30 protein-coding genes are annotated in these 23,994 nt (G+C 74.5%); 18 read left to right on the plus strand and 12 right to left on the minus strand.

Annotation, left to right across the window (positions count from 1 at the left end; translation table 11 throughout):
* Nucleotides 1-11: 11 nt before the first annotated feature.
* Nucleotides 12-632, minus strand: coding sequence for a DUF3000 domain-containing protein (locus DQ239_RS16815; RefSeq protein WP_113835573.1), 621 nt, complete (start codon nt 630-632; stop codon nt 12-14).
* Between the two features lie 115 nt (nt 633-747).
* Between DQ239_RS16815 and hemE the strand changes: the two genes are divergently transcribed.
* Genes hemE through DQ239_RS16830 form a run of 3 tightly spaced genes read left to right on the plus strand, consistent with a single transcriptional unit; the run spans nt 748 to nt 4,188 of the window.
* Complete coding sequence (gene hemE, locus DQ239_RS16820) at nt 748-1,809, plus strand: uroporphyrinogen decarboxylase (protein ID WP_199583102.1); 1,062 nt, start codon at nt 748-750, stop codon at nt 1,807-1,809.
* Nucleotides 1,806-3,176, plus strand: a complete 1,371-nt coding sequence (gene hemG, locus DQ239_RS16825) for a protoporphyrinogen oxidase (RefSeq protein WP_113835574.1) — start codon at nt 1,806-1,808, stop codon at nt 3,174-3,176. The genes hemE and hemG overlap by 4 nt, the downstream gene beginning before the upstream one ends.
* Before the next feature lie 43 nt (nt 3,177-3,219).
* Nucleotides 3,220-4,188 carry a hypothetical protein gene (locus tag DQ239_RS16830; RefSeq protein ID WP_113835575.1) on the plus strand — a complete coding sequence of 323 codons (969 nt, stop codon included), beginning with the start codon at nt 3,220-3,222 and terminating at the stop codon, nt 4,186-4,188.
* On the opposite strand, the gene DQ239_RS21365 is transcribed toward DQ239_RS16830, so the two are convergent.
* The gene (locus DQ239_RS21365; RefSeq protein ID WP_348519335.1) at nt 4,185-5,483 is read right to left on the minus strand and encodes a LuxR C-terminal-related transcriptional regulator; all 1,299 of its coding nucleotides are present in this window, start codon (nt 5,481-5,483) and stop codon (nt 4,185-4,187) included. The genes DQ239_RS16830 and DQ239_RS21365 overlap by 4 nt on opposite strands.
* Before the next feature lie 38 nt (nt 5,484-5,521).
* A complete protein-coding gene (locus DQ239_RS21035; RefSeq protein ID WP_233489415.1) occupies nt 5,522-6,943 on the minus strand; it encodes an AAA family ATPase in 1,422 nt (473 codons plus the stop codon).
* A gap of 147 nt (nt 6,944-7,090) precedes the next feature.
* On the opposite strand from DQ239_RS21035, the gene DQ239_RS20445 reads away from it, so the two are divergent.
* From DQ239_RS20445 to hemQ, 4 genes are all read left to right on the plus strand, one after another.
* Entirely contained in the window at nt 7,091-7,678 is a 588-nt protein-coding gene (locus DQ239_RS20445; protein WP_158544869.1) for a hypothetical protein, read from the plus strand.
* Nucleotides 7,675-8,193, plus strand: a complete 519-nt coding sequence (locus DQ239_RS16840) for a YceI family protein (RefSeq protein WP_158544870.1) — start codon at nt 7,675-7,677, stop codon at nt 8,191-8,193. The genes DQ239_RS20445 and DQ239_RS16840 overlap by 4 nt, the downstream gene beginning before the upstream one ends.
* Nucleotides 8,194-8,260: 67 nt before the next feature.
* Nucleotides 8,261-8,419, plus strand: a complete 159-nt coding sequence (locus tag DQ239_RS20450) for a hypothetical protein (protein WP_158544872.1) — start codon at nt 8,261-8,263, stop codon at nt 8,417-8,419.
* Between the two features lie 65 nt (nt 8,420-8,484).
* The gene (gene hemQ, locus DQ239_RS16845; protein ID WP_113835577.1) at nt 8,485-9,201 is read left to right on the plus strand and encodes a hydrogen peroxide-dependent heme synthase; all 717 of its coding nucleotides are present in this window, start codon (nt 8,485-8,487) and stop codon (nt 9,199-9,201) included.
* 123 nt (nt 9,202-9,324) lie between these two features.
* On the opposite strand, the gene msrB is transcribed toward hemQ, so the two are convergent.
* Nucleotides 9,325-9,741 (minus strand): peptide-methionine (R)-S-oxide reductase MsrB, encoded by a 417-nt coding sequence (gene msrB / locus DQ239_RS16850; RefSeq protein ID WP_113835578.1) that lies wholly within the window; start codon nt 9,739-9,741, stop codon nt 9,325-9,327.
* A 68-nt stretch (nt 9,742-9,809) separates the two neighbouring features.
* Here msrB and DQ239_RS16855 point away from each other — a divergent pair, with 68 nt between their 5' ends.
* Nucleotides 9,810-10,265: a hypothetical protein gene (locus tag DQ239_RS16855; RefSeq protein WP_113835579.1), complete on the plus strand. Its 456-nt coding sequence runs from the start codon at nt 9,810-9,812 to the stop codon at nt 10,263-10,265.
* A gap of 71 nt (nt 10,266-10,336) precedes the next feature.
* Here DQ239_RS16855 and DQ239_RS16860 read toward each other — a convergent pair whose 3' ends face one another.
* Together DQ239_RS16860 and DQ239_RS16865 are read right to left on the minus strand one after the other, a co-directional pair.
* Nucleotides 10,337-10,540: a cold-shock protein gene (locus DQ239_RS16860; RefSeq protein WP_040339721.1), complete on the minus strand. Its 204-nt coding sequence runs from the start codon at nt 10,538-10,540 to the stop codon at nt 10,337-10,339.
* Nucleotides 10,541-10,665: 125 nt separating this feature from the next.
* Nucleotides 10,666-11,094, minus strand: a complete 429-nt coding sequence (locus tag DQ239_RS16865; RefSeq protein WP_147252151.1) for a hypothetical protein — start codon at nt 11,092-11,094, stop codon at nt 10,666-10,668.
* A 239-nt stretch (nt 11,095-11,333) separates the two neighbouring features.
* Here DQ239_RS16865 and DQ239_RS20455 point away from each other — a divergent pair, with 239 nt between their 5' ends.
* Both DQ239_RS20455 and DQ239_RS16870 read left to right on the plus strand, forming a co-directional pair.
* The gene (locus tag DQ239_RS20455) at nt 11,334-11,510 is read left to right on the plus strand and encodes a hypothetical protein (protein WP_158544874.1); all 177 of its coding nucleotides are present in this window, start codon (nt 11,334-11,336) and stop codon (nt 11,508-11,510) included.
* Between the two features lie 108 nt (nt 11,511-11,618).
* Entirely contained in the window at nt 11,619-12,245 is a 627-nt protein-coding gene (locus DQ239_RS16870; RefSeq protein ID WP_113835581.1) for a PilZ domain-containing protein, read from the plus strand.
* 13 nt (nt 12,246-12,258) lie between these two features.
* Here the strand turns inward: DQ239_RS16870 and DQ239_RS16875 are convergent, their stop codons facing one another.
* A complete protein-coding gene (locus DQ239_RS16875) occupies nt 12,259-12,882 on the minus strand; it encodes an ATP-dependent Clp protease proteolytic subunit (RefSeq protein WP_113835663.1) in 624 nt (207 codons plus the stop codon).
* A 224-nt stretch (nt 12,883-13,106) separates the two neighbouring features.
* Nucleotides 13,107-13,724, minus strand: a complete 618-nt coding sequence (locus tag DQ239_RS16880) for a hypothetical protein (RefSeq protein WP_113835582.1) — start codon at nt 13,722-13,724, stop codon at nt 13,107-13,109.
* Nucleotides 13,725-14,389: 665 nt separating this feature from the next.
* On the opposite strand from DQ239_RS16880, the gene DQ239_RS21040 reads away from it, so the two are divergent.
* From DQ239_RS21040 to DQ239_RS21045, 4 genes are all read left to right on the plus strand, one after another.
* On the plus strand, nt 14,390-14,626 hold the full coding sequence (locus tag DQ239_RS21040; RefSeq protein WP_233489417.1) for a hypothetical protein: 237 nt from the start codon (nt 14,390-14,392) through the stop codon (nt 14,624-14,626).
* Between the two features lie 298 nt (nt 14,627-14,924).
* Nucleotides 14,925-15,389 (plus strand): MarR family transcriptional regulator, encoded by a 465-nt coding sequence (locus DQ239_RS16890; RefSeq protein WP_158544877.1) that lies wholly within the window; start codon nt 14,925-14,927, stop codon nt 15,387-15,389.
* Nucleotides 15,390-15,509: 120 nt separating this feature from the next.
* Nucleotides 15,510-16,304 (plus strand): hypothetical protein, encoded by a 795-nt coding sequence (locus tag DQ239_RS20460; RefSeq protein ID WP_158544878.1) that lies wholly within the window; start codon nt 15,510-15,512, stop codon nt 16,302-16,304.
* 254 nt (nt 16,305-16,558) lie between these two features.
* A complete protein-coding gene (locus tag DQ239_RS21045) occupies nt 16,559-16,741 on the plus strand; it encodes a hypothetical protein (RefSeq protein WP_233489418.1) in 183 nt (60 codons plus the stop codon).
* Here the strand turns inward: DQ239_RS21045 and DQ239_RS16905 are convergent.
* Nucleotides 16,738-17,187, minus strand: coding sequence for a DUF6069 family protein (locus DQ239_RS16905; protein WP_199583106.1), 450 nt, complete (start codon nt 17,185-17,187; stop codon nt 16,738-16,740). The genes DQ239_RS21045 and DQ239_RS16905 overlap by 4 nt on opposite strands.
* 208 nt (nt 17,188-17,395) lie before the next feature.
* On the opposite strand from DQ239_RS16905, the gene DQ239_RS20160 reads away from it, so the two are divergent.
* Nucleotides 17,396-17,833 carry a MarR family transcriptional regulator gene (locus DQ239_RS20160; protein WP_199583108.1) on the plus strand — a complete coding sequence of 146 codons (438 nt, stop codon included), beginning with the start codon at nt 17,396-17,398 and terminating at the stop codon, nt 17,831-17,833.
* A gap of 171 nt (nt 17,834-18,004) precedes the next feature.
* On the opposite strand, the gene DQ239_RS16915 is transcribed toward DQ239_RS20160, so the two are convergent.
* The 3 genes from DQ239_RS16915 to DQ239_RS16925 all read right to left on the minus strand — a co-directional run bounded on the left by DQ239_RS16915 (nt 18,005) and on the right by DQ239_RS16925 (nt 20,845).
* Nucleotides 18,005-18,214 (minus strand): hypothetical protein, encoded by a 210-nt coding sequence (locus DQ239_RS16915; protein WP_113835586.1) that lies wholly within the window; start codon nt 18,212-18,214, stop codon nt 18,005-18,007.
* A gap of 206 nt (nt 18,215-18,420) precedes the next feature.
* On the minus strand, nt 18,421-18,675 hold the full coding sequence (locus DQ239_RS16920; protein ID WP_113835587.1) for a hypothetical protein: 255 nt from the start codon (nt 18,673-18,675) through the stop codon (nt 18,421-18,423).
* A 64-nt stretch (nt 18,676-18,739) separates the two neighbouring features.
* Complete coding sequence (locus tag DQ239_RS16925) at nt 18,740-20,845, minus strand: SpoIIE family protein phosphatase (protein ID WP_113835588.1); 2,106 nt, start codon at nt 20,843-20,845, stop codon at nt 18,740-18,742.
* Nucleotides 20,846-21,253: 408 nt separating this feature from the next.
* Here DQ239_RS16925 and DQ239_RS16930 point away from each other — a divergent pair, with 408 nt between their 5' ends.
* The 3 genes from DQ239_RS16930 to DQ239_RS16940 are packed head-to-tail and all read left to right on the plus strand — an operon-like array spanning nt 21,254 to nt 23,905.
* Complete coding sequence (locus DQ239_RS16930; protein ID WP_199583112.1) at nt 21,254-22,663, plus strand: ferredoxin reductase family protein; 1,410 nt, start codon at nt 21,254-21,256, stop codon at nt 22,661-22,663.
* 4 nt (nt 22,664-22,667) lie between these two features.
* Nucleotides 22,668-23,117, plus strand: coding sequence for an FMN-binding protein (locus DQ239_RS16935; protein WP_113835590.1), 450 nt, complete (start codon nt 22,668-22,670; stop codon nt 23,115-23,117).
* On the plus strand, nt 23,114-23,905 hold the full coding sequence (locus DQ239_RS16940; RefSeq protein ID WP_199583114.1) for an FAD:protein FMN transferase: 792 nt from the start codon (nt 23,114-23,116) through the stop codon (nt 23,903-23,905). Before DQ239_RS16935 ends, DQ239_RS16940 begins: the two co-directional genes overlap by 4 nt.
* Nucleotides 23,906-23,994 lie beyond the last annotated feature (89 nt).

Here is a 23,994-nt window from a genome sequence, read left to right on the forward strand (position 1 = left end):
CGCCGGACCGGTCAGCGCCTCTCCCCGCCGTCGCCGAGCAGGCTCACCCCGGGCGGCGGCAGCCCGGCCGCGTTGGCCAGCACCTGGAGCCAGGCCTGCAGGTGCTGGTCGAGGGCCGTGTCGCCGGCCGTCCACGAGGCGCGCATCTCGACGTCAACCGAGTGCTCGGGCCCGGCGAGCTCCCCGAACCGGGTCGAGGCCGTCCGGGTGACGGTGCCGCCGACGGTGGTGTGCTGGGCGCCGTTCTCGGCGAGCGCGTCGGTGAGCCAGCTCCACGCCACCTCGGAGAACATCGTGTCGTCGACGAGCTCCTCGTCGGTCTCGGCCGAGAGGTAGCCGACGCACCGGGTGGTCCCGTGCCAGGTCTCGTGGCCGGCCGGGTCGTGCAGCACGATGAACCGCGCGCTGGCGATCTCGACGTCCTCGTCGCCCTCCCGCTCGCTCACCGACGCGCCGATGGCGTGGGCGTACGGGGCCAGCCGCTGGGGCGCGGGGATGTGCTCGAGGACGATCTCCGGGCGGGCGCGGACGCCCGCGAGCGCGTCCAGGGCGGCCCGGAAGGCGGCGGGGACGTCGTCCCCGCGCCCGTCCTTGCCCGTGTTCCCTGAGTCGGCCAGGGGATGCGGCTCCACGTGCGCAGGGTAGGTCGCCCGCTAGCACATCGCTCCCGACGCGCCGCAGAGGTGGCCGACTGTGTCGCGATCCGCCGGGAACGCGCCCGGCGGCCGTCTGGGAGGATCGTCGCTCGTGAGCCTCGCCCCCACCCCGGTCCCCCCGACGTCCCCGGCCGACTCCGACCTCGTTCGCGCCGCCCGGGGGCTGCCGGTCAGCCGCACGCCGGTGTGGTTCATGCGCCAGGCGGGCCGCTCCCTGCCGGAGTACCGCAGCCTGCGCGCCGGCACGGCGATGCTCGACGCCTGCCAGGACCCGGACATGGTCACCGAGATCACCCTGCAGCCGGTCCGCCGGCACGGCGTCGACGCGGCTATCCTCTTCTCCGACATCGTGCTGCCCCTGGTCGTCGCCGGGATGGACGTGGAGATCAAGCCCGGCATCGGCCCGGTGATCGGCAAGCCGGTGCGCACGGTCGCCGACGTCGAGGCGCTGCCGGCCCTGGAACCCGAGGCCCTGGGCTTCCTGCAGACGGCGGTGCGTCAGCTGGTGGCCGAGCTGGGGGCCACCCCGCTCATCGGGTTCGCCGGGGCGCCGTTCACCCTCGCCACCTACCTGATCGAGGGCGGCCCCTCCAAGGAGCACGCCCGCACCAAGGCGTTCATGTACGCCGAGCCCGAGGCGTGGTCGCGGCTGCTGGACAAGCTGGCCGTGTCGGCGGCCATCTTCCTGCGCGCACAGGTCGACGCCGGCGCCGTGGCGGTCCAGCTCTTCGACTCGTGGGCCGGCGTGCTCTCGGCCGCCGACTACGCCGAGCGGGTGCTGCCGCACTCGCGCGCGGTGTTCGACGGCCTGGGTGAGCGCGACGTCCCGCGGATCCACTTCGGCGTGGGCACCGGCGAGCTTCTGCCGCTCATCGGCGACGCCGGTGCCGACGTCGTGGGCGTCGACTGGCGGATCCCGCTCGACGAGGCCACCCGCCGCGTCGGCCCGCACCGCTCGCTGCAGGGCAACCTCGACCCCGCCGTCCTGCTGGCCGACCGCGCGACGGTCGACCGCGAGGTGCGCCGGGTCGTCGAGCAGGGCCGGGCCGCCCGCGGGCACATCTTCAACCTGGGCCACGGCGTGCTGCCCGACACCGACCCCGACGTGCTCACCCACGTCGCCGAGCTGGTGCACGAGCTGACCACGCGATGACCCGGTTCGTCGTCGTCGGGGCCGGCATCACCGGCCTGGCCGCCGCCTTCCAGTGGCGCCGTCGCCGTCCCGACGACGAGATCGTGGTGCTGGAGGCGGGCGACCGCATCGGCGGCAAGCTGCACCGCGTCGAGCTGGCCGGGCACTGGTACGACACCGGACCGGAGGCGATGCTCGCCCGCGTGCCGGACGCCGTCGAGCTGGTCGAGGCCCTGGGGCTGGGCGACCGGCTCGTCGCGCCGGCCACCACCCAGGCCTCGGTGGTGCTGCCCGACGGCCGCCACCCGCTGCCGGCCGGCACCGTGCTCGGCGTCCCCGCGTCCGCCGACGGTCTCGAGGGCCTGCTGTCTCCCGACGGCGTCGCCCGGGTGCGGGCCGAGGCCGACCTCCCGCCGGTCCGTCCCACCGGCGACGTCGCCGTGGGCGCGCTGCTGCGCGAGCGGCTGGGCGACGAGGTCGTCGACCGGCTGGTCGAGCCGCTGCTGGGCGGGGTCTACGCCGGGCGCGCCGACGAGCTGTCGCTGCAGGCGACCATGCCGGCACTGGCCGCCACCCTGCCGGCCGCGGGATCGCTCCTGGGTGCCGTGGCGGCCGCCCGGGACGCCGGCGCCCGCAGCCGGGGCGACGCCGACGGCCCGGTGTTCGTCACCGTCTCCGACGGCATCGGCTCGCTGCCGGCCGCGCTGGTCGAGGCGGCCCGCGCCGAGGTCCGGCTCCGCACGCCGGCCCACGGACTGCGGCGCGCAGCGGGTGGTTTCCAGCTCTCCGCCGGGTCCGCGGCCGAGCCCGAGCTGCTCGACGCCGACGCCGTGCTGGTGACCGCCCCCGCGCTCAAGGCGGCCCGCCTGCTGCGCGAGGTGACGCCCGCGGTGGTCGAGCCGCTGGCGGGCATCCCGTACGCGTCGATGGCCGTCGTCGCCATGGCGTTCCCCGCCCAGGACGTCGCCGCCGGGTCCGGCCTGCTCGTGCCGCCGGTGACCGGGCGCCTGGTCAAGGGCGTGACCGTCTCCTCGGCGAAGTGGCCGCACCTGGACGGCGGCGAGGCGCTGCTGGTCCGCTCGTCGGTGGGCCGGTTCCGCGCGGAGCAGGACCTGCAGCGCGACGACGACGAGCTGGTCGCCGCGGTCGTGGCCGACGTCGCCGACCTGCTGAGCCTCGACCGCGCCGAGCCGCTGCAGACGGCGCTGGTCCGGTGGGGCGGTGGGCTGCCGCAGTACCTGGTCGGGCACCGGGAACGGGTCGCCGCGGTGCGCTCCGCCGTCGCGGAGGTGCCCGGCCTGGAGGTCGCGGGTGCGGCGTTCGACGGCGTGGGCGTGCCCGCCTGCATCCGCGACGCCACCCGTGCGGTGACCGCGCTCCTGGGCTGACCGCCGGTTGCCGACTCCGGCCGGGGCGACCAGGGTCGAGGACATGACCGGGACCTTTCTCCGTGGGCTGGCCGCCGGCGCCGCCGGCACCGTCGCGCTGGACGCCGTGGGCCACCTCGACAGGGCGCTGCGCGGGCGCCCGGCCAGTCCGGTTCCCGGGCGGATCGTGGACGCCGTGGCCGAGCGGATCGGCCGGTCGGTGCCGGGCACCGGTCGGACGCAGGAGTTCCGCCGGAGCGCGCTGGCGGCCCTCGCCGGGCTCGGCAACGGGCTCGGCGTCGGAGTGCTGGCCAGCGCGGTCCGCTCCTCCGGCGTGCGCTTCCCGGCCCCCGTGGGTGCGGTCCTCGCCGGCGCGACGTCCGCAGCCGCCACGGACCTCGCGGTCGCCGGGCTGGGCATCGGGGACCCGCGCACCTGGTCGGCGGCCGAGTGGGCAGCCGACGTCGTGCCGCACCTGGCCTACGGAGCGGCCGCGCAGGCGGTGCTCGAGGCGGCCCCGACCGACCGCGAGCGGCGGACCCCGCGGCGCCCCGCCGGTGCGGTGGTGGTGGGGCGATCCGCGCTGCTGGGCCTGGCCACCGGCAGCCGCAGCAGCCTGGGCTTCGCCGGGCCGGTCCTCACCGCGCCCCGCGGCTCCGGACCGGGCCGGTCCACCCTGCCCGGCAAGGTGGCGACGACGGTCGCCCTAGCCGTGGAGCTGGTCGCCGACAAGCAGCCGGGCACCCCGTCCCGGCTGAGCCGGGCGGGGATGCCGTCGCGGCTGCTTGGCGGCTTCGAGGGCGGCGCCCGGCTGGCGACCAGGTCCGGGGCCAACGGCGCGCTGCCGGCGACGGCGGGCGCGGTCGCGGCCGCGGTGGGTGCCGTGGCCGGGGCCGGCTGGCGGCGGTGGGCGGCGGACCGCATGCCCGCCCTGACCGCTGCGCTGATCGAGGACGGCGCCGCGCTGGCGCTGGCCGCGATCGCGTGCGTGCCCGGGCGCCGGCGTCCGGCCCTGGTGGCGGTCCCGCGCTAGCGGCCGGTCGACGCCAGGACCGCGATCTCGGTGCGGTTCGCCGCGCCCAGTTTGGCCAGGATGCTGCGCACGTGGCTCTCCACCGTGCGCTCGGAGAGCACCAGCCGCTCGGCGATCTGCCGGTTGGTGAGCGCCGCCGCGACCAGCTCGGCGATCTCCCGTTCGCGCCCGGTGAGCGGGTCGGCCGCGCGCCCTGCGGCGGTGACCGCGTCCACCAGGCGGACGGCGGCCGCGGCCGGTCCCGGCATCTCCAGCCGGTCCGCTTCCCGTCGTGCGGCGCGGGCCAGCTCGCCGGCTCGGGGGAGGTCCTCGTGCCGCCCGCGGCCCAGCAGCGCCCCGGCCAGCCCGAGCCGGTCGTGCACCACGGCCGGTCGGGCCCCGGTACCGGTGTCGACGGCCAGCGCCTCCTCGAAGGCCGCGATCGCGTGATCCGTCCTGCCGCGGACGACCTCGAGCCGGCCCAGGAGCCCGGCCATGGGGCCGCAGCAGTACACCCCGGCACCACCGGCGGCGATCGGGCGGGCCGCGATCAGGTCGGCCAGGACCTCGGCGGTGCCCGGATCGCCGAACGCCTCGACCAGGGGCACCAGGTTCGTGGGCACCCCGCTGGATGCCGCGAAGTCCGGGTCGGCCAGCCGCCGGCTCAGTTCCTCATAGCGGGCACGTGCCCCGTCCTGGTCGCCGCGGAGGAACGCCACCAGCGCCCGGCTGACCAGCACGATGGGCACGTCGCCCGCGGCGTCCAGCAGGTGCAGGTTCTCGTCGTCCCAGCTGCGCATGTCGCCGGTGATCAGCGCGTGCTGCAGCACGAAGGCGCCGGACATGCCGGCCGTGGAGAGATCCTGGGCCAGCTCGCGCGCGCCGAGCTCGCGGGCCCGCTCGTTGAGCTCGAGCGCCTCGGGGAAGCGGCCGACCAGCGCGGCGACCGAGGCGCGCAGCCGCAGGTCGTGCCAGCGCACGAGCGGGAGCCCGGTCCGCCGCGCCAGCGCGGAGACGCGGGCCAGTTCCTCCTCGGTGTTCACCAGATCCCCGGTCTCCAGGGCGGCGTCGATCCGCCACTTGGCACCCCACAGCTCCATGAGCGACTGCCCCGTCGCGCCGGCGTGCCCGATCGCCAGCCGGCCCAGGCGCAGCCGCTCCTCCGGGCGCAACGTGTCGACGGTGACCTTCATCCGCGCGCGGACGGCGTCGAGGACCGCGTCCGGATCGCCCGAGCCCTCGGCCACCGCCAGCGCGTCCCCCGAGAGCCCGGAGGAAACGCCGAGCCGGCCCGCGTCCGCATGGCAGGAGGCCATCTGCGCCAGCAGCCGGGCGCGCAACGCCGGCGAGCCGGTCACCTCGGGTTCGGCCAGCGCGCGCTCGCACAGCGCGAGGACGGCGGGTGCGAACTCCGGCGCGGCGACGTCGTGCACGGTGAGCGCGGCGGCCGCGAGCAGGTCGGGCCGCGCGAGCCCGCGTGCGGCCACGGAGGCGGCGACGGCGTGGGCCAGGCTCTCGGCGAAGCGACCGGCACGGAACTCGGCGCCGGCCACCTCCACGAGCAGCCCGGCCCGTTCCTCGTCGCCGCCTCCGCCGCCCGGCGTGCCCAGCCTGCCGCCCGGGACAGCCCGTCCGGATCGGCCGAGGCTCGCAACCAGTGCCCGGCGACCACGCCCGCGGTCGTGTCGTCCACGCCGACGACGCCCTCCCACGCCTCGGCCACCCGGCGGTGCAACGCCTCCCGGTCGCTCGGCGGGAGATCGGCGTAGACGCCGTCGCGCACGACGGCGTGGGCGAACCGGCGGCGGCCCGGGGCGTCCGGCACGGCGGTGAGCACCCCCGCCCGCACGGCGGCGTCCAGGGACCGGTGCACCTCGTCCTCCGGCCGCCCGGTCACCGCCACGAGCAGCCCCGGACGCACCTGCTCGCCCAGCACGGCGGCCACGGACATCAGCTCCACCGCATCGGGTGGCAGCCCGGCGAGAGCGGTCCGGACCGCGTGCCGGAGGGCCGCCGTCGCCGAGCCGCCACCGGCCGGGCCGCCCGCGGCCAGCGCCCGCGGGTAGAGCGGGTTCCCGCCGCTCCTCCGGTGGACCTCGTGCACGGTGGCCGGAGGGGCGGGCACCGGCGCGACCGCGGCGAGGTAGCGGCGGACGTCGTCCTGCGCGAGCGCGGGGAGCTCGACCAGCTCGCTGCCGGGCCAACGGAGGAGGTCGGGCAGTGCTTCGACGAGGGCGGCCCCGTGCTGGCCGGCCGGATCGCGGTAGGTGCCGAGGACGAGGAGGCGGGACCGGTGCAGCTCACCGGCCAGGTGGCGCAGGAGGCGCAGCGAGGCCGGATCGCCCCAGTGCAGGTCCTCGAGGACGACGACCAGGCCGCCGGGCTCGGCCGACCCCACGAGGGCCTCGGCCGCGGCCGACACGAACCGGAACCGGGCGACCTCCGGATCGGCCGCGCCGGGGGTGCCGTCGACCGCAGCCAGCGCGTCGCCGACCGCCGCCGCCACCTCGGGCCGAGCGCGCAGGACGCCGCGCCACGGCCACAGGGGAGGTGCGCCCGGGTCGTCGACGCAGCGCCCCCACACCACGGCCGGCGCATCCCCGACGGACTCCTCGACGGTGCGGGTCTTCCCGATGCCCGCCGGCCCGCACACCAGCACGAGGCCGCCCGAGCCGGTCCGGGCACGCTCGAGGGCTGCGCGGATGCGTGCCCGCTCGACGTCCCGGCCGACGAAGGGTCCCCGGTCGGGCACCGGGGCGGCCCCGGCGTCCGCCATCCGGGGAGCATCCCACCGCCCTGCCGTCCTGCGTACCGGAATTCCGTGCCGAGCCTCAGTGGGACCACGGATGTCCACCGGCCACCCCCGGGCGGAGGGTCGACCCGTCCGGACCGGTCGGCGGTCCGCGCGGGAGGGGAGGACCCCATGCACGCCACCATCCACCGGTTCCGTCGCTGGCCGGACGAGGACGCCGGTACCTGGGCGCAGAGCCTCCTCGCCGGCGTCGGCGGCGACGGGCAGGACGAGGCCTGCGTGCTCGGGCGGCTGGACGGCGCTGACGGTGCGCTGCTCGTGCTGTGGAGGAGCGCCGCGGACGCCGCCGCTGCACGCGTCGCCGATCCGGGGTTCCTGACCGGGGCCGGCCGCTACGAGGTGGTCGAGCGGGTGCCGGGACCGGCGGCGGGCTCGGTGCCCGCGTTCGCCCAGGTGCTGTGGTTCCCCGGCGGTGACGCCGCCCGCACCGACCGCGCCGTGCGGGCCGGTCGCGAGCGCATCGGGCCCGCGACCCGGCCGGTCGGCGGGATCGTCGCCACCTGGGTGCTGCGCGGGGACGACGACGCCCTCGTCGTCGTCTCGCTGGTCACCGCGCTGTCCGTGCTGGACGACGTCCGGCGAGCCGTGTTCGTCACCGACCTGCTCCCGTGGGAGAACCCGGCCCTGCTGGCCGATCCCGAGCGGGTGGACGTCGACCGCGTGCTGCACCCACGCCTCGCCACAGGGGCACGGTCGTGACCCCGGGCGCGCGCCCGCGGTCGCGGACGGCCACCTGGGCCGTCTCGGACAGCCGCACGCAGGTGCGCTTCACGGTCCGGAACCTCGGCCTGCCCGTGCGGGGCTCGGTGGCCCTGAGCTGCGGGGAGGTGGAGGTGGACGCCGACGGCGTGCCGGTGCGGGCGCGGGCGGAGTTCGATCTCGGCACGCTCGACACCGGCATCACCCGGCGCGACCTCGACCTGCGTCACCCCCGGTTCCTGGCGGTCGACCGGCAGCCGGTGATGGTGTGGACCTGCGACCGCTTCACCCGGCTCGGGGACGGCAGCTGGCTGGCCGCGGGCAGGCTGTCGGTGCGGGGGACGGCGACTCCGCTCGAGGTGGCCGCGGTGGCGGAGGGCGCGGACGGCGGCACGATGGTGCGCGCGGCGGCGGTGCTGGACCGGCTGGCGGTCGGGATCCGGGCGCCCCGCGCCATGATCGGCCGGGTGGTGCGGATCGAGATCGACGCCTGGCTCGTTCCGCCGCCGACGTGAGCGCGGGGTGGCGGGCGCCACTCCGGAGGCGGGGCATCCCCGGCGGCGGGCCGGTGTTGAGAACGGGGTGAGCACCCAGCACGACCCGATCCACCTGACCACCCCACGACCCCGTCCGGCGGCCCGTTGCCTGCGCCACCACGTGTGGCTGGCCGCGTGCGGTGACTGCCGCGAGCAGCACGCCGAGGTGCTGCGCGGCCGGCGCCGCGCAGCCGCGGACCGCTGAACCCCGCACCGCCCGCGGCCCGACCGGGTCGCGGGCGGTCGCACGTCCGGGGGGATGATGGGGGCATGACCGAGCAGACCGAGGAACGCAGCATCGGCAAGCGGGCCAACGAACTCAACGCGAGCATCCGCTACACGATGTGGTCGGTGTTCCGCCTGGCCCGGCCGCTGGCCGACGACGCCCGGACCGCCGCCGCCGACGAGGCGGCCGCGCTGATCGAGGAGCTCGCCGGCAAGGACGTCGTCGTCCGCGGTGTCTACGACGTCGCGGGGCTGCGGGCCGACGCCGACGTCATGGTCTGGTGGCACGCCCCGACGGCCGACGCGCTGCAGGAGGCCTACACCCGGTTCCGCCGCACCGCCCTGGGCCGGCACCTGGAGCCGGTGTGGTCGCAGATGGCGCTGCACCGCCCGGCGGAGTTCAACCGCAGCCACATCCCGGCGTTCCTGGCCGACGAGGAGCCGCGCCGCTACGTGTGCGTCTACCCGTTCGTGCGGTCCTACGAGTGGTACCTGCTCCCGGACGAGGAGCGCCGCGACATGCTCAAGGAGCACGGCATGCAGGCGCGGCCCTACCCGGACGTGCGGGCCAACACCGTGGCCTCGTTCGGGCTGGGCGACTACGAGTGGATGCTCGCCTTCGAGGCCGACGAGCTGCACCGCATCGTCGACCTCATGCGCGACCTGCGGGCCAGCCGCGCCCGCCGGCACGTGCGCGAGGAGATCCCGTTCTACACCGGCGTCCGCAAGCCGATCGCCGAGCTCGTCCGCGACCTCGCGTAACCCTGCACTTCCGCGGAAAAACAGCCTGCTTTTCCGCGGAAAAGCGGCCTGCTTTTCCGCGGAAAAGCGGGGGAGGGCGGTCACCCGGGATCGGGTGACCGCCCTCGGCGCGATCGGGTGCGGCTACTCGGCGGGGGCCAGCCGGATGGAGACGCTGTTGATGCAGTAGCGGTCACCGGTCGGCGTCTGCGGGGCGTCGTCGAAGAGGTGGCCCAGGTGGCTGTGGCAGCTGGCGCACAGCACCTCGGTGCGGATCATGCCGTAGCTGCGGTCCTCGCGGAGGATCACGTTGTCCTCCGCGGAGGCCTCGTAGAACGAGGGCCAGCCGCAGTGCGAGTCGAACTTGCTCTGCGACCGGAACAGCTCGGCGCCGCAGGCACGGCACTCGTAGACGCCGACGGTCGTGGTGTCGACGTACTCACCGGTCCAGGCCCGCTCCGTGCCGGCCTGGCGGAGCACCGCGTACTCCTCCGGCGACAGCTGCGCGCGCCACTCGGCATCGGTCTTCTGCACCCGGGGCTGCTGCGAGGAGGTCGTCATACCCGGTCGAACCGGGGGCGCCGGACCGCCATTCCCGCCGTCGTCACCGCTGCGGGGAGACTGGTGCGGTGACGTCCCCGCTGCCCGACACCTGGTTCACCCGCGACCTACCCGTGCTGCGGGCCATCGCCCGGCTCGTGGACGCCCCCGAGCACGGGGGATCGCCCTACCTGCTCGGCGCCGTGGTCCCGGCCAGCGGGCTGCCGAAGGCCGACGTCGTCGTGGCCGCCAAGGCCCTGGCGTCGGCGGGCTACATCGAGCCGCTGACCAACCACGCCGGCGACATCGTGCGCATCACCGCGATCTCGGCAGAGGCGCGGCGGCTGGCCGGGCTGTGGCCCACGCCGCAGGGGGAGTGGGACCGGCTGCTGGAGCAGCTGGCCGCCCGGGCCGAGCGGGCGCCGACCGAGGTCGAGCGGGCGCGCTGGCGGGCGTTCTCCGAGGCGGCTGCCGCCGTGGGCGCCCACGACGGGGCGCTGCTCATGTCCGCCCTCATCGGCGGGTACGTGCCACGGGCCCGCTGAACCCTCCCGACCAACGACAGCGCCCCCGCCCGGGGTACCGGGCGAGGGCGCTGCGCGTACTGATCAGATGATCAGAGCGGGGTGACGTTCGCAGCCTGCGGGCCCTTCTGGCCCTGCTCGATGTCGAACGCGATCCGCTGGCCTTCGTCGAGCGAGCGGTACCCGCTGGTCTGGATGGCGGAGTAGTGGACGAACACATCAGGTCCGCCGCCGTCGGGGGTGGCGAAGCCGAACCCCTTCTCGGCGTTGAACCACTTGACAGTTCCTTCGGGCATTGCTCGCTCCTAGCTGAGGTGGTGCATCGGGGTCCTGCCATAGCGCAGGGCCTTCCCGACGCCGAAAGCCTAGCCGCTCCACCGCCGCCGAGACCAGCGATGGCCCGTGCGGGGGACCGCGCAGGTCAGAACCGGCGGCCTGGGCGCTCGGGGAACGGCGGGGCGGGTCGGGGGTCCGGGGCGTAGGACGGGCCCACGTAGCTGAACCCGGCGGGCGGCCCGGCCGGCTGCGGGGCGGCCTCGAGCGCGGGCTGCGGCGCGGGAGGTCCGGTGCGCCAGGACGTGACCTCGACGACCTCGGCGTCCGCCCAGTCCTCACCCGCGGCGAGCGCCTGCCGACGGCGCCACCGCTCCATCGACCGGGCCCAGCTCTCCAGGCCCAGGCGGCCGGCCAGCAGCACGCCGGCGGCTACGGCCACGACCAGCAGCGAGTTCACCAGCGCCGACGCCAGCTCCAGGACGCCGACGTCGGTCCACCCGGCGGCCTCGTACTCGCGAGCGAGCATGAGCAGGACGACGAGGACGACGCCGCAGGCCACGAGCACACGCCTCATCTCCGCCTCCTCCGCTGGTGGGCCGCCCGGGTCGGACGTCCTGTCTCTCGACCAGCGTTGCCCGGGATGCAGCGGGACAGGCGACTGCGGGGGGAGGCCTCACCCCGACGGGGGACGGATCGGCCCTCCGAGCGGTCTTGCGGATTTCCTGCGCATCCCTGGGGCGGGACGCGAGGTCCGCGACGGACGGTCTGTCTGCCGGATCGACCGGCACGCCGTCCTACTGGAAGAGCCCTCCGATGCACCCTCTCGCCACGTCGCCCGCCCGCCCGACCGACACCGACTGCGACCTCCTGCCGCTGTGGACGGTGGAGGACCTGCACGACGCCGACCTCGATCTCGTCCTCGCCGACCGGCTCGCCGAGTCCGCCGCCTCCCTGCGCGCCGTCGCGGAGGCCATCGCCGCGCGCCTCTGACCCCGCGAACAGGCCCGGGCGTTCCGCTCAAGGTTCGCGGCCGGCTGCCGATGCATCGATCGGTGCGCCTGATGGTGTCGCCGCAGATCCATCCGTGAGGGGCAGTCCATGACCGACGCAAGCAGGCCGCACGAGAGCTCCCGGGCCGACGTCACCCTGGTGACGCGCGGGATCACGGTCACGGCTGCCGTCGACGTCTCCACCGAGTCCACCATCGTGGTCCGTCCCGAGGGCGACGGGGCCGCGTGGAAGAGCTCGGTCAAGGACGGCGACCCGGTGGAGCTGTACTGGGTCGGGGCGGAGGAGGAGCGCACGCTCCCGGCCAAGATCGTCGACGTCGAGACCGGTGAGGAGGTGCGCTGGCACCTCCTGCCGACCGGGCCGGCGGAGCGCAGCCAGCGGCGCAGGGCCGTGCGGGCGCGCGTCGCCCTGCCGGCCTACATCCCGTGGGCCGACGGCCAGCTCGTCGGCGAGACGGTCGACCTGAGCGAGGCCGGGGCGCGGTGCATGGTCGACGGGTGGGGCCTCCCGCCCGAGCCCGACACGCGCCTCGACGTCAGCCTCACCCTGGGCGCCGAGACGGTGCACCTGCGCGGGCAGGTCGTGCGCCAGCAGACGCAGGGGGCCCGGTGGCTGCTGTCGATGAGGTTCCTCGACGTCTCGGAGCGTGACGGCGACCAGCTGCGCAAGCGGGTCTTCCAGGCCCTGCGCGAGGAGCGCGCCGCCGCCGAGTGAACGGCGGGCGAGGTCAGTCCGCGGTCGCCGGGTCACCCCCGACCGGCAGCCCCGCGGCCGTGGCGACGACGTGGTCGACCAGGCCGTACGCGTGTGCCTCGTCGGGCGTGAACCAGCGGTCGCGGTCGGAATCCTGCTCGATCCGCTCGGCCGGCTGTCCGGAGTGACGTGACTGCAACGTGTTCAGGTCGCGCTTCAGCTCCCGGAGCATGTCGGCCTGGATGGTGATGTCCGACTGGGTGCCGCCGACGCCGGCCGACGGCTGATGCATCATGATCCGCGTGTGCGGTAGCGAGAACCGCTTGCCCGCGGTGCCTGACGTGAGCAGGAACTGCCCCATCGAGGCAGCCATTCCGACGGCGTAGGTGGCGACGTCGCAGTCGATGAATTGCATCGTGTCGTAGATGGCCATCCCGGCACTCACCGAGCCGCCGGGTGAATTGATGTACAGCTGGATGTCGCGGCGGCTGTCGTCGGCCGAGAGCAGCAGCATCTGCGCACACAGCTGGTTGGCGACATCGTCGTCGACCTGGCTGCCCAGGAAGATGATCCGCTCCCGCAGCAGCCGGTCGACGACCGCGTCCTGCAGGCTGGGGACGCGCCCGAGCTCGCGCGATCGAGGGGCGTCGTCGGTCATCGTGGTGTCGTCGAATTGCATCGTCATTCCTCCGCATCCGTGGGCCCAGCGCTCCGGAGCCTGTCAGGAATGAGAGGGGCGAGCGCGACGAAATCGCCCGATGCGCCCATTGCGAAATTGTTGTGCCCGTCGCGAAACGGCCTTGACCCGAGTGCGGTCGAATGCGCGGCCGTCCGCGTCTGACAGGTGCGGCCGGCGGGCCCGTGCGGTCGCCGCTGACGAGGTCAGCTCTCGGTTCCCGTGCCACCGGTCGACGCGCCGTCCTCGGTGGGGTCCTGGTCGGGGTCGTCGTCGGGGAAGTCGAACGGCGCGCCCGGGGACTGGCCCTCCGCGGAGACGGGGACGTCGACGGTGACGGCTCCGGCGTCGGCGAAGGTGAAGGTGACGGGGATCGACTGCGACGACCGCAGGGAGCGGCCGAGGTCGCGCAGGGTGACGTTCGGCGGACCCTCGGCGCCGACGTAGAGGGTGTCGTTGCCGTCGACCTGCAGCGGCAGACCTGCTCCGCCGTCCTTCTCCACCAGCACGCCCGCGAAGTCCGGGCCGCTGATGTCGGTCAGCGTGACCGGTGCACTGCCGGTGTTGGTGACCGCGAAGAACATCCGGGCGTCCTCGCCCTCGTCGTAGCGACCGTCCAGCGGGAACTCGAGCTGGACCTGCTGCAGGTCGACGTCCTCGTCGAGCGGGACGTCGGGCCCGACGGCGCCGCCCGCGACCTCGGCGGCGCCGTCGTCGGACACGTCGTCCGCGTCCTGGCCGCACGCGGTGAGGGCGAGTGCGGCACCGGCGAGTGTGGCGACCGCCCAGCGGGAGAGGGGGCGGGACGGGGAACGGAGGGTCATGGCTGCTCCTGGAACGGGTCTCGGGCGCGCCCGTCCACCGACGGTCGAGCGGGCGCACCGGGTGCGAAGCGTCCCTACGGGCATGTTCCGGACACGGTGCTGCCATGCGGAATCTTTCATTGCATTATGGCAACAGTCGGGTGTCGATCCGGACGTTCCGACGGGTCGGCGGCAGGCTGGCGCGCGGCAGGTGGACTCGGGCGTGCGGCGAGCTCAGCGGACGGGATGACCGCGCGGGGGACGGGGGGACCCAGGCGACGACGTCGGTCCATCCGAGGTGGGTCAGGTGCTGGACGGCGTACACAGCGGAGGGGACGGCGGATCGTTCGACGGCCGCGCGGCCCAGGGCAGCCGCGTCCTCGTCGTCGAGGGCCTCGAACGTCGACAGTGCCGTGTCGCCGGCATCGACAAGTCGGTAGATCCGCATGCGGAACGCTCCCGGCGGTGCAGGGTGTGTTGCGCGCAACGTAGCGTCTCGCACCGGGGCGTGCACGGCGTCCCGCACCCCGCGAGGGTCGCTCCGCCCGGTCGTCAGGGCTCCAGTCGACGTCGGAGCGCCTCGACGGCGTCCTCGTCGAGACCGCGGGGCCGCGTTGCGGAGACGGCTCCGCCGCGGGAGTGGTCGGCGGTTCCGGCAGCAAGGCGTAGTCGGCGGCGATGACCGCGTGGTCGACGCCGGCGAGGTCCAGCAGCAGGGCGATGACCATGCCGGTGCGGTCGCGCCCGGCGTGGCACGACACCAGGAGAGGTCCGGAGTCCTGGGGCGCCTCGGCCAGGGCGCGGAAGATGGCGGCGATGTGCGTGGCATTGCGCTGCAGGCAGATGCTGTAGAGCTCGCCGAGGGTCCGGTACCGGCTGAGATCCACCCGTGCCTCGCCGGCCGGGTCGATCAGCGGCAATGACCGGTAGCCGGGATGCTCGGCGAGAGGGTGCGGGTGGGCGAGCAGTTCGTCCTGGGACCGGAGGTCCAGCACCGCCACGAACCCCTGCGCCTGCGCGGCGGCTCGTTCGTCGGCGCAGATGCGGCCGGGGGCACGACGCGACCGTAACCGGGGAGGACGGCGCGTCGCCTGCACGGACGCCCTCTGGAGCCCGCGAACTGGCCGAACCGGCCGGATAGGGTCGCTGGACCATCGGCACACGAGCACGGCGCCGGGAGGCGTCGACCGCCGGGCGGTCGACCGGAGGCAGGAGCAGTGGATGCGGCAGACGGCCGTGGAGGTCGCACTGCTCGGTGCCGTGCGGGCGATCATGCGCGTCTCCCTCCACGCGGCCGACGAGATCGGCACCGTGTCGGTGGTCCAGCTCCGGGCCCTGACCGTCCTGTCGGAGACGGGGGAGTGCAACCTCGCCGGGTTGGCGCAGGGGGTGGGCGTCACCGTGTCGACGACGAGCCGGCTCGTCGACCGGCTCGTCGCGGCGGAGCTCGTCGAGCGCCGACGGTCGCCGCGCACGGCTCGCGAGGTGGTCATCACTCTTACGCCGAGGGGTCGGGCGACGCTCGAGCGCTACGACCAGCTCCGGATGGACGACCTCCGCCGCAGCCTCGACGTGCTGGACGGCGCCGAGACCGAGGCGGCACTCAAACTGCTCCGGGCCATCGGTGCCGCAGGTGATCCCACAGCGGCCCGCCGCGACGAGGCAGGGCCGGCCGCGGCCGACTGAGGACGCGCCGGCGACACCCACGGACGTTTGGTGTATGCCATAGGTGTCTACCGGGGGATCCGGGACGCGCACATGCCTCCTCGGCGCACCAGGGGCGCCGCTCACTTCTGAGGAGGCGCTGTGGGCAGCGAGCTGACGACAGGGCAGAGCGTTGCCGGAGCGCTGCTGATCGCCGTCGTGCTCAGTGCGTTGCACCTGGCCGCCCCCCGGATCCGGCGCCTGCCCGGCGTCCCGGAAGCCGCGACCGGTTCGTTCGCCGGGGGCCTCGCGGTCGCCTACGTCTTCCTGCACCTGCTGCCGGAGGTCGCCGAGGGCAACGAGGCCGTGGGGGAGGCGCTCGGGCAGGTGTTCCGCCCGACCCCGCTCAGCGACCTCGGCATCTTCCTCGTCGCGCTCACCGGTTTCACCGTCTTCTACGGGCTGGAACGGCTCGCGGACCGCGCCGGTGGCTCCGCTCCGGTGCGCGCCGACCCGGACCGGCCGGCGGGAGCGCCCGCAGGGGTCTACCGCCTCCACCTGGCGTCGTTCATGGTCTACAACGCGCTGATCACCTACACGATGGCGCTGCGGCTGCGCACCGGCGTCGCCTTCGCGGTGCTGTTCACCGTCGCCATGGGGCTGCACTTCGTGCTCACCGACCGAGGGCTGGAGGAGCGGTACCCGCGGCAGTTCTCGACCGGTGGCCGGCTCGCTCTGGCCGCGGCACTGATCGGGGGCTGGGTCGTGTCGGCGCTGTTCGCGCCCTCCAGCGTCCTGGCGGTGGCGCTGCTGACCGCGCTCCTGGCCGGATCGGTCCTGCTCAACGTGTTCAAGGAGGAGATCCCCTCGGGTCGGCGTTCCAGTTTCGCCTGGTTCGTCGTCGGGCTGGTCCTCTACGCGGGACTGCTGGCCCTGGTCACCGCGGCCGGCGAGTGAGGGGTCGGTTCCGCCGCGCAGGACGGTGCCGCATATGTCAGGTAGCCTGACATCGGCTCAACAGCGAGCCGACGTAGCCACTCATCGTCGGGATGGTGGTCGGCATGGCTGTTGCTCCTCGTGCGGCATGGACCGCGGGTCGGATCTCGATCGAGGAGTCGAGCGGCGAACAGGTCCTGTATCTGACCGGTGAGGTCGACCAGGCGACCGTCTCGACGTACGAGGCCTCCTCTCACGGGAGAGCGAGCCCTCCGGTGGGCGTGATCGAGGCGAGCGGCGTCACCTTCCTGGCGGTCGCGGGAGCCGGCTTCCTGCTCCGGTGCGCCTACGCGACCTGGGTCGCCGGCACCACGCCGATCCTGCGCAGCCCCAGCCAGCCCGTGCTGCGCGTCCTCGGCCGGTTGGGTGCCATGCAGCTCTTCCACGTCGTGCCCTAGTGCTGCTGTCCGGCGGGAAGGCGTCGGGCCAGGGCGGGAACGACGATCGCCGCGGCCACCAGGTGGGTCAGCATCAGCAGCAGCTTGGTCGACGGTGCTGCGTCGGCGGCCACGTCCGGGATCAGCGACAGCGTCGTGAGCACCACGGTCACGTGCACGAACGACCTGCGCGGGTGACGGACCAGCCGGGCGAGGACCAGGGCCAGCGCGAGTCCGATGACCGAGCACAGCGCGGTGAGGACTGCGAATCCGAGCACCGGGATCGGTGCCCCGCTCACGCCGAGGCTGATCCCGCCGGCGGAGCCGACGGCGGCGATGGTCGTGGTGGCCGCGCTGGCCACGGCGGCGGCGGCCAGGCCGGCCGGAACGAGCCGTGCGGCGCGGCGCGGCGTCGCCGGGATCAGCGCAGGGGTGGTCCCGGGCGAAGTGGTCTGCGTGGCGGGCATGGTGTGGCCTCCGAAGCTGGGTGGCCGGCTGGGTGCCGGGCCGCTCACCCATACGTCGAACGTGGTCGATCCCGATCGACACGACGGACCGAGAATTTTTCGTGTCCGGCGGTCCGGCCCCTCGCGGGTCAGCACCGCCGCCGCCTCGACGTCACACGACCGGGGAGCCCGGCAGCGGCCCGGGGGGACGGTGCCTACGCTCACCTGCATGTCCGGGGGACCCTTCGACGCCGAGGCGCCGCTGGCGCGCCTGATGCTCCTGGCGAGTCGTTGGTTCGATGCCCAGTCCCGGGAGCTCCTCGCGCAGCGGGGATGGCCACGGCTGAGCGCGGCCCAGACGCTGCTCTTCGCTCAGCTCCTCCCCGGCGGCATCACCGTGGCAGAGCTTGCTCGACGCCTCGGCACCAGCCGGCAGGCGACCCACGAGATGGTCCGGGGACTCGTGTCCCTGGGGTTCCTCGAACTGGCCGACGACCCGCGTCGACGAGGTGGTCGGCTGGTGCACCTCACGCCGTACGGGCACGAGCTGGTGGCCGACTCGTACACCGTCCTGCGGCAGCTGGAGACGACGTTGCCCACCCGGCACATGGATGCGTTGCGGAAGGCGCTCGGAACGCTGCGGCTGAGTCCCTACGAGCAGTCCTGAGGGCAGCTGCCCGCCGCATGCTCTCAGGAACCTGGTGCTACCTGTCCTGCTGCTCGATCAGGTCGGCCGGTACCTGGGGGCCGTGCTCGGGGCAGTCCTCCGGGTAGACCCGCCATCCGAGCCGGCAGCAGGTGGGTAGGCCGTCGCGCGGATCGCTGCACTCCTGGTCGGTCACGATCGGGCACCGAGGGCGGAGACCCAGGCGGCCACGTCGGTCCACCCGTCCGCGTGCCGGCGTTGCACGGCGAAGACCCTCGAGGTCGCCCACAACTGCCGGGCCACGACACGACCTTGCGCGGTGGCGTCCTCGTCGTCGACGGCGTCGTACGTCGACAACGGATGGTCGGCTGCATCGACGAGTCTGTAGGCCTTCTCGCGCACCGGGCCCCCACGAGAAAAGATTGTCCACAATCTATGGGCGTCGGTGCGTCAAGCTACATGACATCCCGCCGTTGCGACAGGTCGCCTCCTGGCTGCGCGAACACCGCGGACACCGGGCTCGGCCCGCGGGCGGACGGCGTCACCTGACAGTCAGGTGTCCTGACGATGACGCAGCGTGGAGAGGAACCGGCCGCTCGGCAGCCACGTCAGGAGGACGGCCGGCCACCCGGTCGATCAGTGTGCCAGGCGTCGTGATCCGTCGCCTCGTCCGGGTCGCTCGTCCCGTCGAGTCGAGCGGCGGCAGCCAGGTGCCGCTCGGCGTTGGCGGAGATCGCCCGCGCCCGGTCGCGCACCTCCTCGGAGTCGGGGAGTCGGGGGGCCTGGGCCAGCATGCGCTCCTCGACGCCGTGCTCTGCCCGACCGATGCTGCGGTGCACCTGGGCCAGGCGACGCCGGTTCATGCCGGCACCTGGGGCCGGTCTGCGCAGGGCGCGACGGAGCGCCCTGCCGTCAGTGCTCCTCTGGTCACGGGATCGACGGCTCCTCCGGGATCGGGTCGGGAAGCTTCCTCGGCCCGGCCTCCGCGGGGCGAGGTCGGTCCTGGCGGTGCAGGCGGGCCGCGACCAGGGCGACGTCGTCGTCCGGGCGGCCGTGCACGAGCCGCTCGAGCAGCCGGTCGCACAGTTCCTGGAGAGGTAGGTCGGCGAGGTCGGTCAGCGCCTCCGTGAGCGCGGCCAGGCCGGCGTCGAGGTCCCTGTCGCGGCGTTCGATCAGCCCGTCGGTGTACAGCAGCACGGTGGCGCCCCGGTCCAGGGTGACCACCGACTCGGTCCGGGCGGTGCCCGGGTCGATGCCGAGCATCATCTCGGAAGGCCGGCGCGTCAGCTCGGCCACCGTGCCGTCCGGGTGCACGACCAGCGGCGGCGGGTGGCCGGCGTTCGACCAGCGCATCCGGGTCACACCGCGCAGCCGCTCGTCCATGGTCTGCTCGAAGCGGGCGACCGTGGCGGTGACCAGTCCTCGCATGTCGAGCAGGGCCATCGAGCCGTCGAGGCGGGAGAGGACGTCGGCCGGACCGCTGTTGTCGTTGGTGGCGATCCCGCGCAGCAGCCCGCGCAGCTGGCCCATCGTCGCCGCAGCGGTGATGTCGTGGCCGGCGACGTCACCGATCACCAGCGTGGTCGCGCCGTCGGCCTGCATGAACGCGTCGTACCAGTCCCCGCCGACCGCGGCCGCCTCGACGGCGGGCAGGTAGCGGACGACGATCTCGGCGTGGTCGGGCTCGGGCGGCTCCGTGAGCAGGCTGCGCTGGAGCTCCTCGGCGAGCAACCGCTGCTGGCGGTAGAGCCGGGCGTTGTCCAGGGCGAGCCCGGCGCGGGCGGCGACCTCCCCGGCGGTGATCAGGTCCTCGGGGCTCATCGGCGCCCGGTCGGGGCCGTTGGACAGGGTGAGCAGCCCGACGGTGCGGTCGCGGCCGCGCAGCGGGAGGATGAGGAAGGACTCCGGACCCAGCCGGCCGATCAGCTCGTGCGCCTCGCCGGGGTACAGCACGCCCCGGACGGCGTCGGTGGCGCCGGACTCGCGGACGATGCGCTGGCCGGTGGCCAGGGAGCGCAGCAGGAAGGAGTCGTCCCGCAGCGCGGACATCCGGGCGGCGGCGTAGCTGTCGAGCAGGGGCCGTGCCTCCGGGTCGCGGTGCCACCAGCCGACGTCCCGCGCGCCGCGGCGGGTCGTCCCGTGCGGCGCGCCCTCCTCGACGAGCGTGACGATGCACCAGTCGCCGAGTGCCGGGACCACGAGCTGCGCCAGCCGGGCGACGGCCTGCTCGGCCTGCATCGTGCCGGCGAGCTGGTGGGTGACCGCGGCCAGCAGCTGCAGGCGCTCGTGCTGACGGCGCCGTTCGGTGCTGTTGAGGAAGTAGACCGCCAGGCCGTCGGGGCTGGGCCAGGCGAGCACCTCGTAGTGGGCGTCCAGCGGGGGCGGGTAGTACGCCTCGAAGCTGACGTTCTCTCCCGATGTCATGGCGTGCCGGTAGTGCGCCTCGAACGGGCTGCCCACCGCGTCCGGGAAGGCCTCCCAGATCACCTGTTCGACCAGCTGTCCCCGGTCGGTCTGCAGCAGCCGTTCGGCCTGGGCGTTGACGTAGCTGAACCGCCAGTCGCGGTCCAGGGAGAAGAAGGCGGCGGGCATGGCCTCCAGCACCCGGGTGACGCTCTGGTCGGCCTCGTGCTGGCTGGTCACGTCGGAGGCGGCGCCGAGCAGCCGGACGGCGGTGCCGTCGGGGTCGCACAGCGTGCGGCCGCGGGCCGAGACCCACCGGGTGTCCCCGTCGGGCAGGCACACCCGGTACACCGCCTCGAAGTCCCCGCAGCTGTCGATGGCGGTCTGCAGGGCGGCCGTCACCCGGTCGAGATCGTCGGGGTGCAGCCGCGCGTTGAACCCGTCGATGCTGCGGTCGAACGTGTCGGGGTCGTAGCCGAAGATGGCGATCAGCCGGTCGTCCCAGTCCAGTTGACCGGTGGTCAGGTCCCAGTCGAAGGTGCCGATCCCGGCCGCTTCCATGGCCAGCTCGGCGCGCAGACGCTCGGTGTCGTCCTTGTCGAAGAGTGTCGGGTTGACGGAGTCGTCCACGGTGTCCTCTGGCTCGGCATGCTGGGGAACTGCTCCGCCGGCGGTTGGACGGCGCGGGGACCCCGGGAGAGTGTGTACGACGTAAACTCTGTTGTGCAACGCCTTGTCGCCAGGGTCATGATCGTCAGGTCGCTTGACCGGGATCATGCCCGCCGGCAGCTCGCGAGCCAAGCATCGGCACGAACCACGCCGGTCAGCCCAGGGGCCGTGAGCGGGCGATGTCGTGGCCGGCGCGGAGGGGCCGGCGGCCCGTGCACAGCGGACGTACAGCCGATCTGCTGCTGCGACCCAGCCGGAGCCGCCACAGTCCTCCTCGTCGAACCCCACCGACCGCGGAGGCACCGTGGACGACGAGCAGCGCATCCCCGGCGACGACCGCACGCCCGCACCCATCGGCGGGAGCCGGACGTGAGCGCCGTCCTGTCCTGGCCGCGGCCGGCGGGGCGCGTCCCGGGACGTGTAGACGGGCAGGCCGCGCGCACCGACGCCGTCGTCCGCACCGGCGCGGTCGTGCTCCTGTGGTGCGCGCTGCTGCTGGTCAGCTACTGGTGGGCCGCCGGGGGAGGGGTGCAGGATCTCTCCGGGACGGCCGGCGGGCTCACCTCGGCCGGCCGCCTCACCGGCCTGCTCGCGTCCCTCCTGCTGCTCGTGCAGGTGCTGTTGATGGCCCGGCTGCCCGTGCTCGAGCGCGCGTACGGGCAGGACCGCCTGGCCCGCCACCACCGGATCGTCGGCCTGGTCTCGTTCGACCTGCTGCTGGCCCACCTCGTGCTGATCACGTGGGGCTACGCGGACGGCGCCCTGAGCCGGACGCCGGCCACGCTGTGGGAGCTCACCGTCGACTACCCCGGGATGCTGCTCGCGGTCGCCGGGACCGCCTGCCTCGTCATGGTCGTCGTCACCAGCGTCCGGGCGGCCCGGCGGCGGCTGCGCTACGAGTCGTGGCACCTGCTGCACCTCTACGCCTACCTGGGCGTGGGCCTCGCCCTGCCGCACCAGCTCTGGACCGGGCAGGAGTTCCTCGACTCCCGCGCGGCGACCGTCTTCTGGTGGGGGCTCTGGGCGGCGTCGGCCGGTGCGGTCCTGGTCTGGCGGCTCGGGCTGCCGGTGTGGCGCAACGCCCGGCACCGGCTGCGTGTCGCCGCCGTCGTCCCCGAGGACGACGGGGTGGTGTCGGTGCACCTGACCGGCCGGCGGCTGGACCGGCTGAGCGCGTCGGCCGGGCAGTTCTTCACCTGGCGGTTCCTGGCGGGGCCGGGCTGGACGCGTGGACATCCGTACTCGCTGTCGGCCGCGCCGGACGGCCGGAGCCTGCGGATCACCGTCAAGGACCTCGGCGACGGCAGCCGCGCGCTGGGCGCCGTGCGTCCCGGCACCCGGGTGCTGGCCGAGGGCCCGTACGGCCGGCTGTCCGCCCGGGCGCGCTCCCGGCCGAAGGTGGCGTTCCTCGCGGCCGGTGTCGGGGTGACCCCGCTCCGGGCCCTCGCCGAGGAGCTGCCCTACGCGCCGGGGGACGCCGTCCTGCTCTACCGGTTCCGCGACCGGCCGCTGTTCGCCGACGAGCTCACCGCGCTCGCCCGGCAGCGCGGTCTGCAGGTGCTCTGGCTGCCCGGGCCGCGGCGCGCACCGGACTCCTGGCTCGGCGCCGGCGTCGGGGACGCCGACGACCGCACGCTGCTGACGGCGTGGGTCCCCGACCTCGCCGACCGGGACGTCTACGTGTGCGGCCCCGAGGCGTGGGCCGACGAGGTCCGCCGCACCACCTCCGCGGCCGGCGTCCCCGCCGACCGCGTCCACGTCGAGAGCTTCGGATGGTGATCGCGTGAAGCGCATCGTGCTCTGGTTCATGAGCACCCTGACCGTCGTGACGCTGCTGTTCGGCTACCACACCTCGACGTCGGCGTCGGGCACGCCGACGAGCGTGCTGGCCCAGCCGTCCTCGGACACCGCAGCCACCTCCGGCACGGGCGACAGCTCGGGGTCTTCGTCGTCGGCGGCGAGCACCGTCACCGGGCCGGCGGCCGACACCCGCTGGGGCCCGGTGCAGGTCCAGCTGACGGTCGAGGACGGCACCATCACCGACGTCACGGTGGTCGAGTACCCGACCGGGAACGGGAAGGACCGGCAGATCAACGCGCGGGCCATCCCGGTGCTGGTCCAGGAGACGCTCGACGCGCAGAGCGCCGACATCGACATGGTCAGCGGCGCGACCGTGACCAGCGAGGGCTACCTCGAGTCGCTGCAGGCCGCGCTCGACGAGGCGGGGCTGTGAGCACCGTCCCGACCGTCCTCATGGTCGAGCACGTCATGGGCATGCCGATCAGCCTCGCGCTGCGGGGCCGGCACGCCACGGACGACGTCGGTCGCGCCGCCTGGGCCGAGACCATGGCCGTGCTGCGTGCCGTCGACGACGTGTTCAGCACCTACCGTCCCGACTCCGTGGTGCGCCGGCTGGACCGCGGGGAGATCACCCTCGCCGACTGCCCACCCGAGGTGCAGGAGGTCCTCGCCCTCGGAGCCGCCGCAGAGCGGGACTCCGGCGGTGCGTTCAGCGTGTACCGCCCCGGCCCGGACGGGCGGGTGGTGCTCGATCCCAGCGGGGTGGTCAAGGGCTGGGCCGCCGAGCGGGCGGCCGAACCGCTGCGCGCGCTGGACGGCACCGACTTCTGCCTCTCCGCGGGCGGTGATCTGCTGTGCCGCACGCTGGGTCCCGACACCCCGCCGTGGCGGATCGGCATCGAGGACCCGCACGACCCGCGCCGGGTGATCGCCGTGGTGCCGCTCGGCACGGGCGCCGTCGCGACGTCCGGAACGGCCCATCGCGGTGCGCACCTCGTCGACGCGCGCACCGGTCGTCCTCCCGAGGGTGTCGCCTCGGTGACCGTCGTCGCCGACTCGCTGACCGACGCCGACATCGACGCGACGGCCGCCTACGCGCAGGGGTGCGAGGCCGCGGACTGGCTGGCCGGCCGGCCGGGGCGTACCGGGTTCGTCGTGTGGGCGGACGGGTCGACGACGTCCGTGTGCGGCCCGGATGCCGAGGAGCACGCCGTCGGCTGACGGGGGACCGGGTCTCACAGGGAGCTCGGAGGCAACGCCCAGTGACGAGGCATGTCCGGACGGCAACGTGTCCCGCAACGTCACTCCGT

The organism is Blastococcus sp. TF02-09 (assembly GCF_003319105.1).
In the GTDB taxonomy this organism is placed as follows: Bacteria; Actinomycetota; Actinomycetes; order Mycobacteriales; family Geodermatophilaceae; genus Blastococcus.

Coding starts and splice junctions, on each gene's coding strand:
- DQ239_RS16920 (WP_113835587.1), bottom strand. CDS start 18,675: ATGAACCGGCGTCGCCTGGCCCAGGTGCACCGCAGCATCGGTCGGGCA.
- DQ239_RS16905 (WP_199583106.1), bottom strand. CDS start 17,187: ATGCCCGCCACGCAGACCACTTCGCCCGGGACCACCCCTGCGCTGATC.
- DQ239_RS16865 (WP_147252151.1), bottom strand. CDS start 11,094: ATGAGGCGTGTGCTCGTGGCCTGCGGCGTCGTCCTCGTCGTCCTGCTC.
- DQ239_RS16880 (WP_113835582.1), bottom strand. CDS start 13,724: ATGACCCTCCGTTCCCCGTCCCGCCCCCTCTCCCGCTGGGCGGTCGCC.
- DQ239_RS20160 (WP_199583108.1), top strand. CDS start 17,396: ATGTCCGGGGGACCCTTCGACGCCGAGGCGCCGCTGGCGCGCCTGATG.
- DQ239_RS16860 (WP_040339721.1), bottom strand. CDS start 10,540: ATGCCCGAAGGAACTGTCAAGTGGTTCAACGCCGAGAAGGGGTTCGGC.
- DQ239_RS16830 (WP_113835575.1), top strand. CDS start 3,220: ATGACCGGGACCTTTCTCCGTGGGCTGGCCGCCGGCGCCGCCGGCACC.
- DQ239_RS21365 (WP_348519335.1), bottom strand. CDS start 5,483: ATGGCCTCCTGCCATGCGGACGCGGGCCGGCTCGGCGTTTCCTCCGGG.
- DQ239_RS21035 (WP_233489415.1), bottom strand. CDS start 6,943: ATGGCGGACGCCGGGGCCGCCCCGGTGCCCGACCGGGGACCCTTCGTC.
- DQ239_RS16890 (WP_158544877.1), top strand. CDS start 14,925: ATGCGGCAGACGGCCGTGGAGGTCGCACTGCTCGGTGCCGTGCGGGCG.
- msrB (WP_113835578.1), bottom strand. CDS start 9,741: ATGACGACCTCCTCGCAGCAGCCCCGGGTGCAGAAGACCGATGCCGAG.
- hemQ (WP_113835577.1), top strand. CDS start 8,485: ATGACCGAGCAGACCGAGGAACGCAGCATCGGCAAGCGGGCCAACGAA.
- DQ239_RS20445 (WP_158544869.1), top strand. CDS start 7,091: ATGCACGCCACCATCCACCGGTTCCGTCGCTGGCCGGACGAGGACGCC.
- DQ239_RS16870 (WP_113835581.1), top strand. CDS start 11,619: ATGACCGACGCAAGCAGGCCGCACGAGAGCTCCCGGGCCGACGTCACC.
- hemG (WP_113835574.1), top strand. CDS start 1,806: ATGACCCGGTTCGTCGTCGTCGGGGCCGGCATCACCGGCCTGGCCGCC.
- DQ239_RS20455 (WP_158544874.1), top strand. CDS start 11,334: ATGCACCCTCTCGCCACGTCGCCCGCCCGCCCGACCGACACCGACTGC.
- DQ239_RS16875 (WP_113835663.1), bottom strand. CDS start 12,882: ATGACCGACGACGCCCCTCGATCGCGCGAGCTCGGGCGCGTCCCCAGC.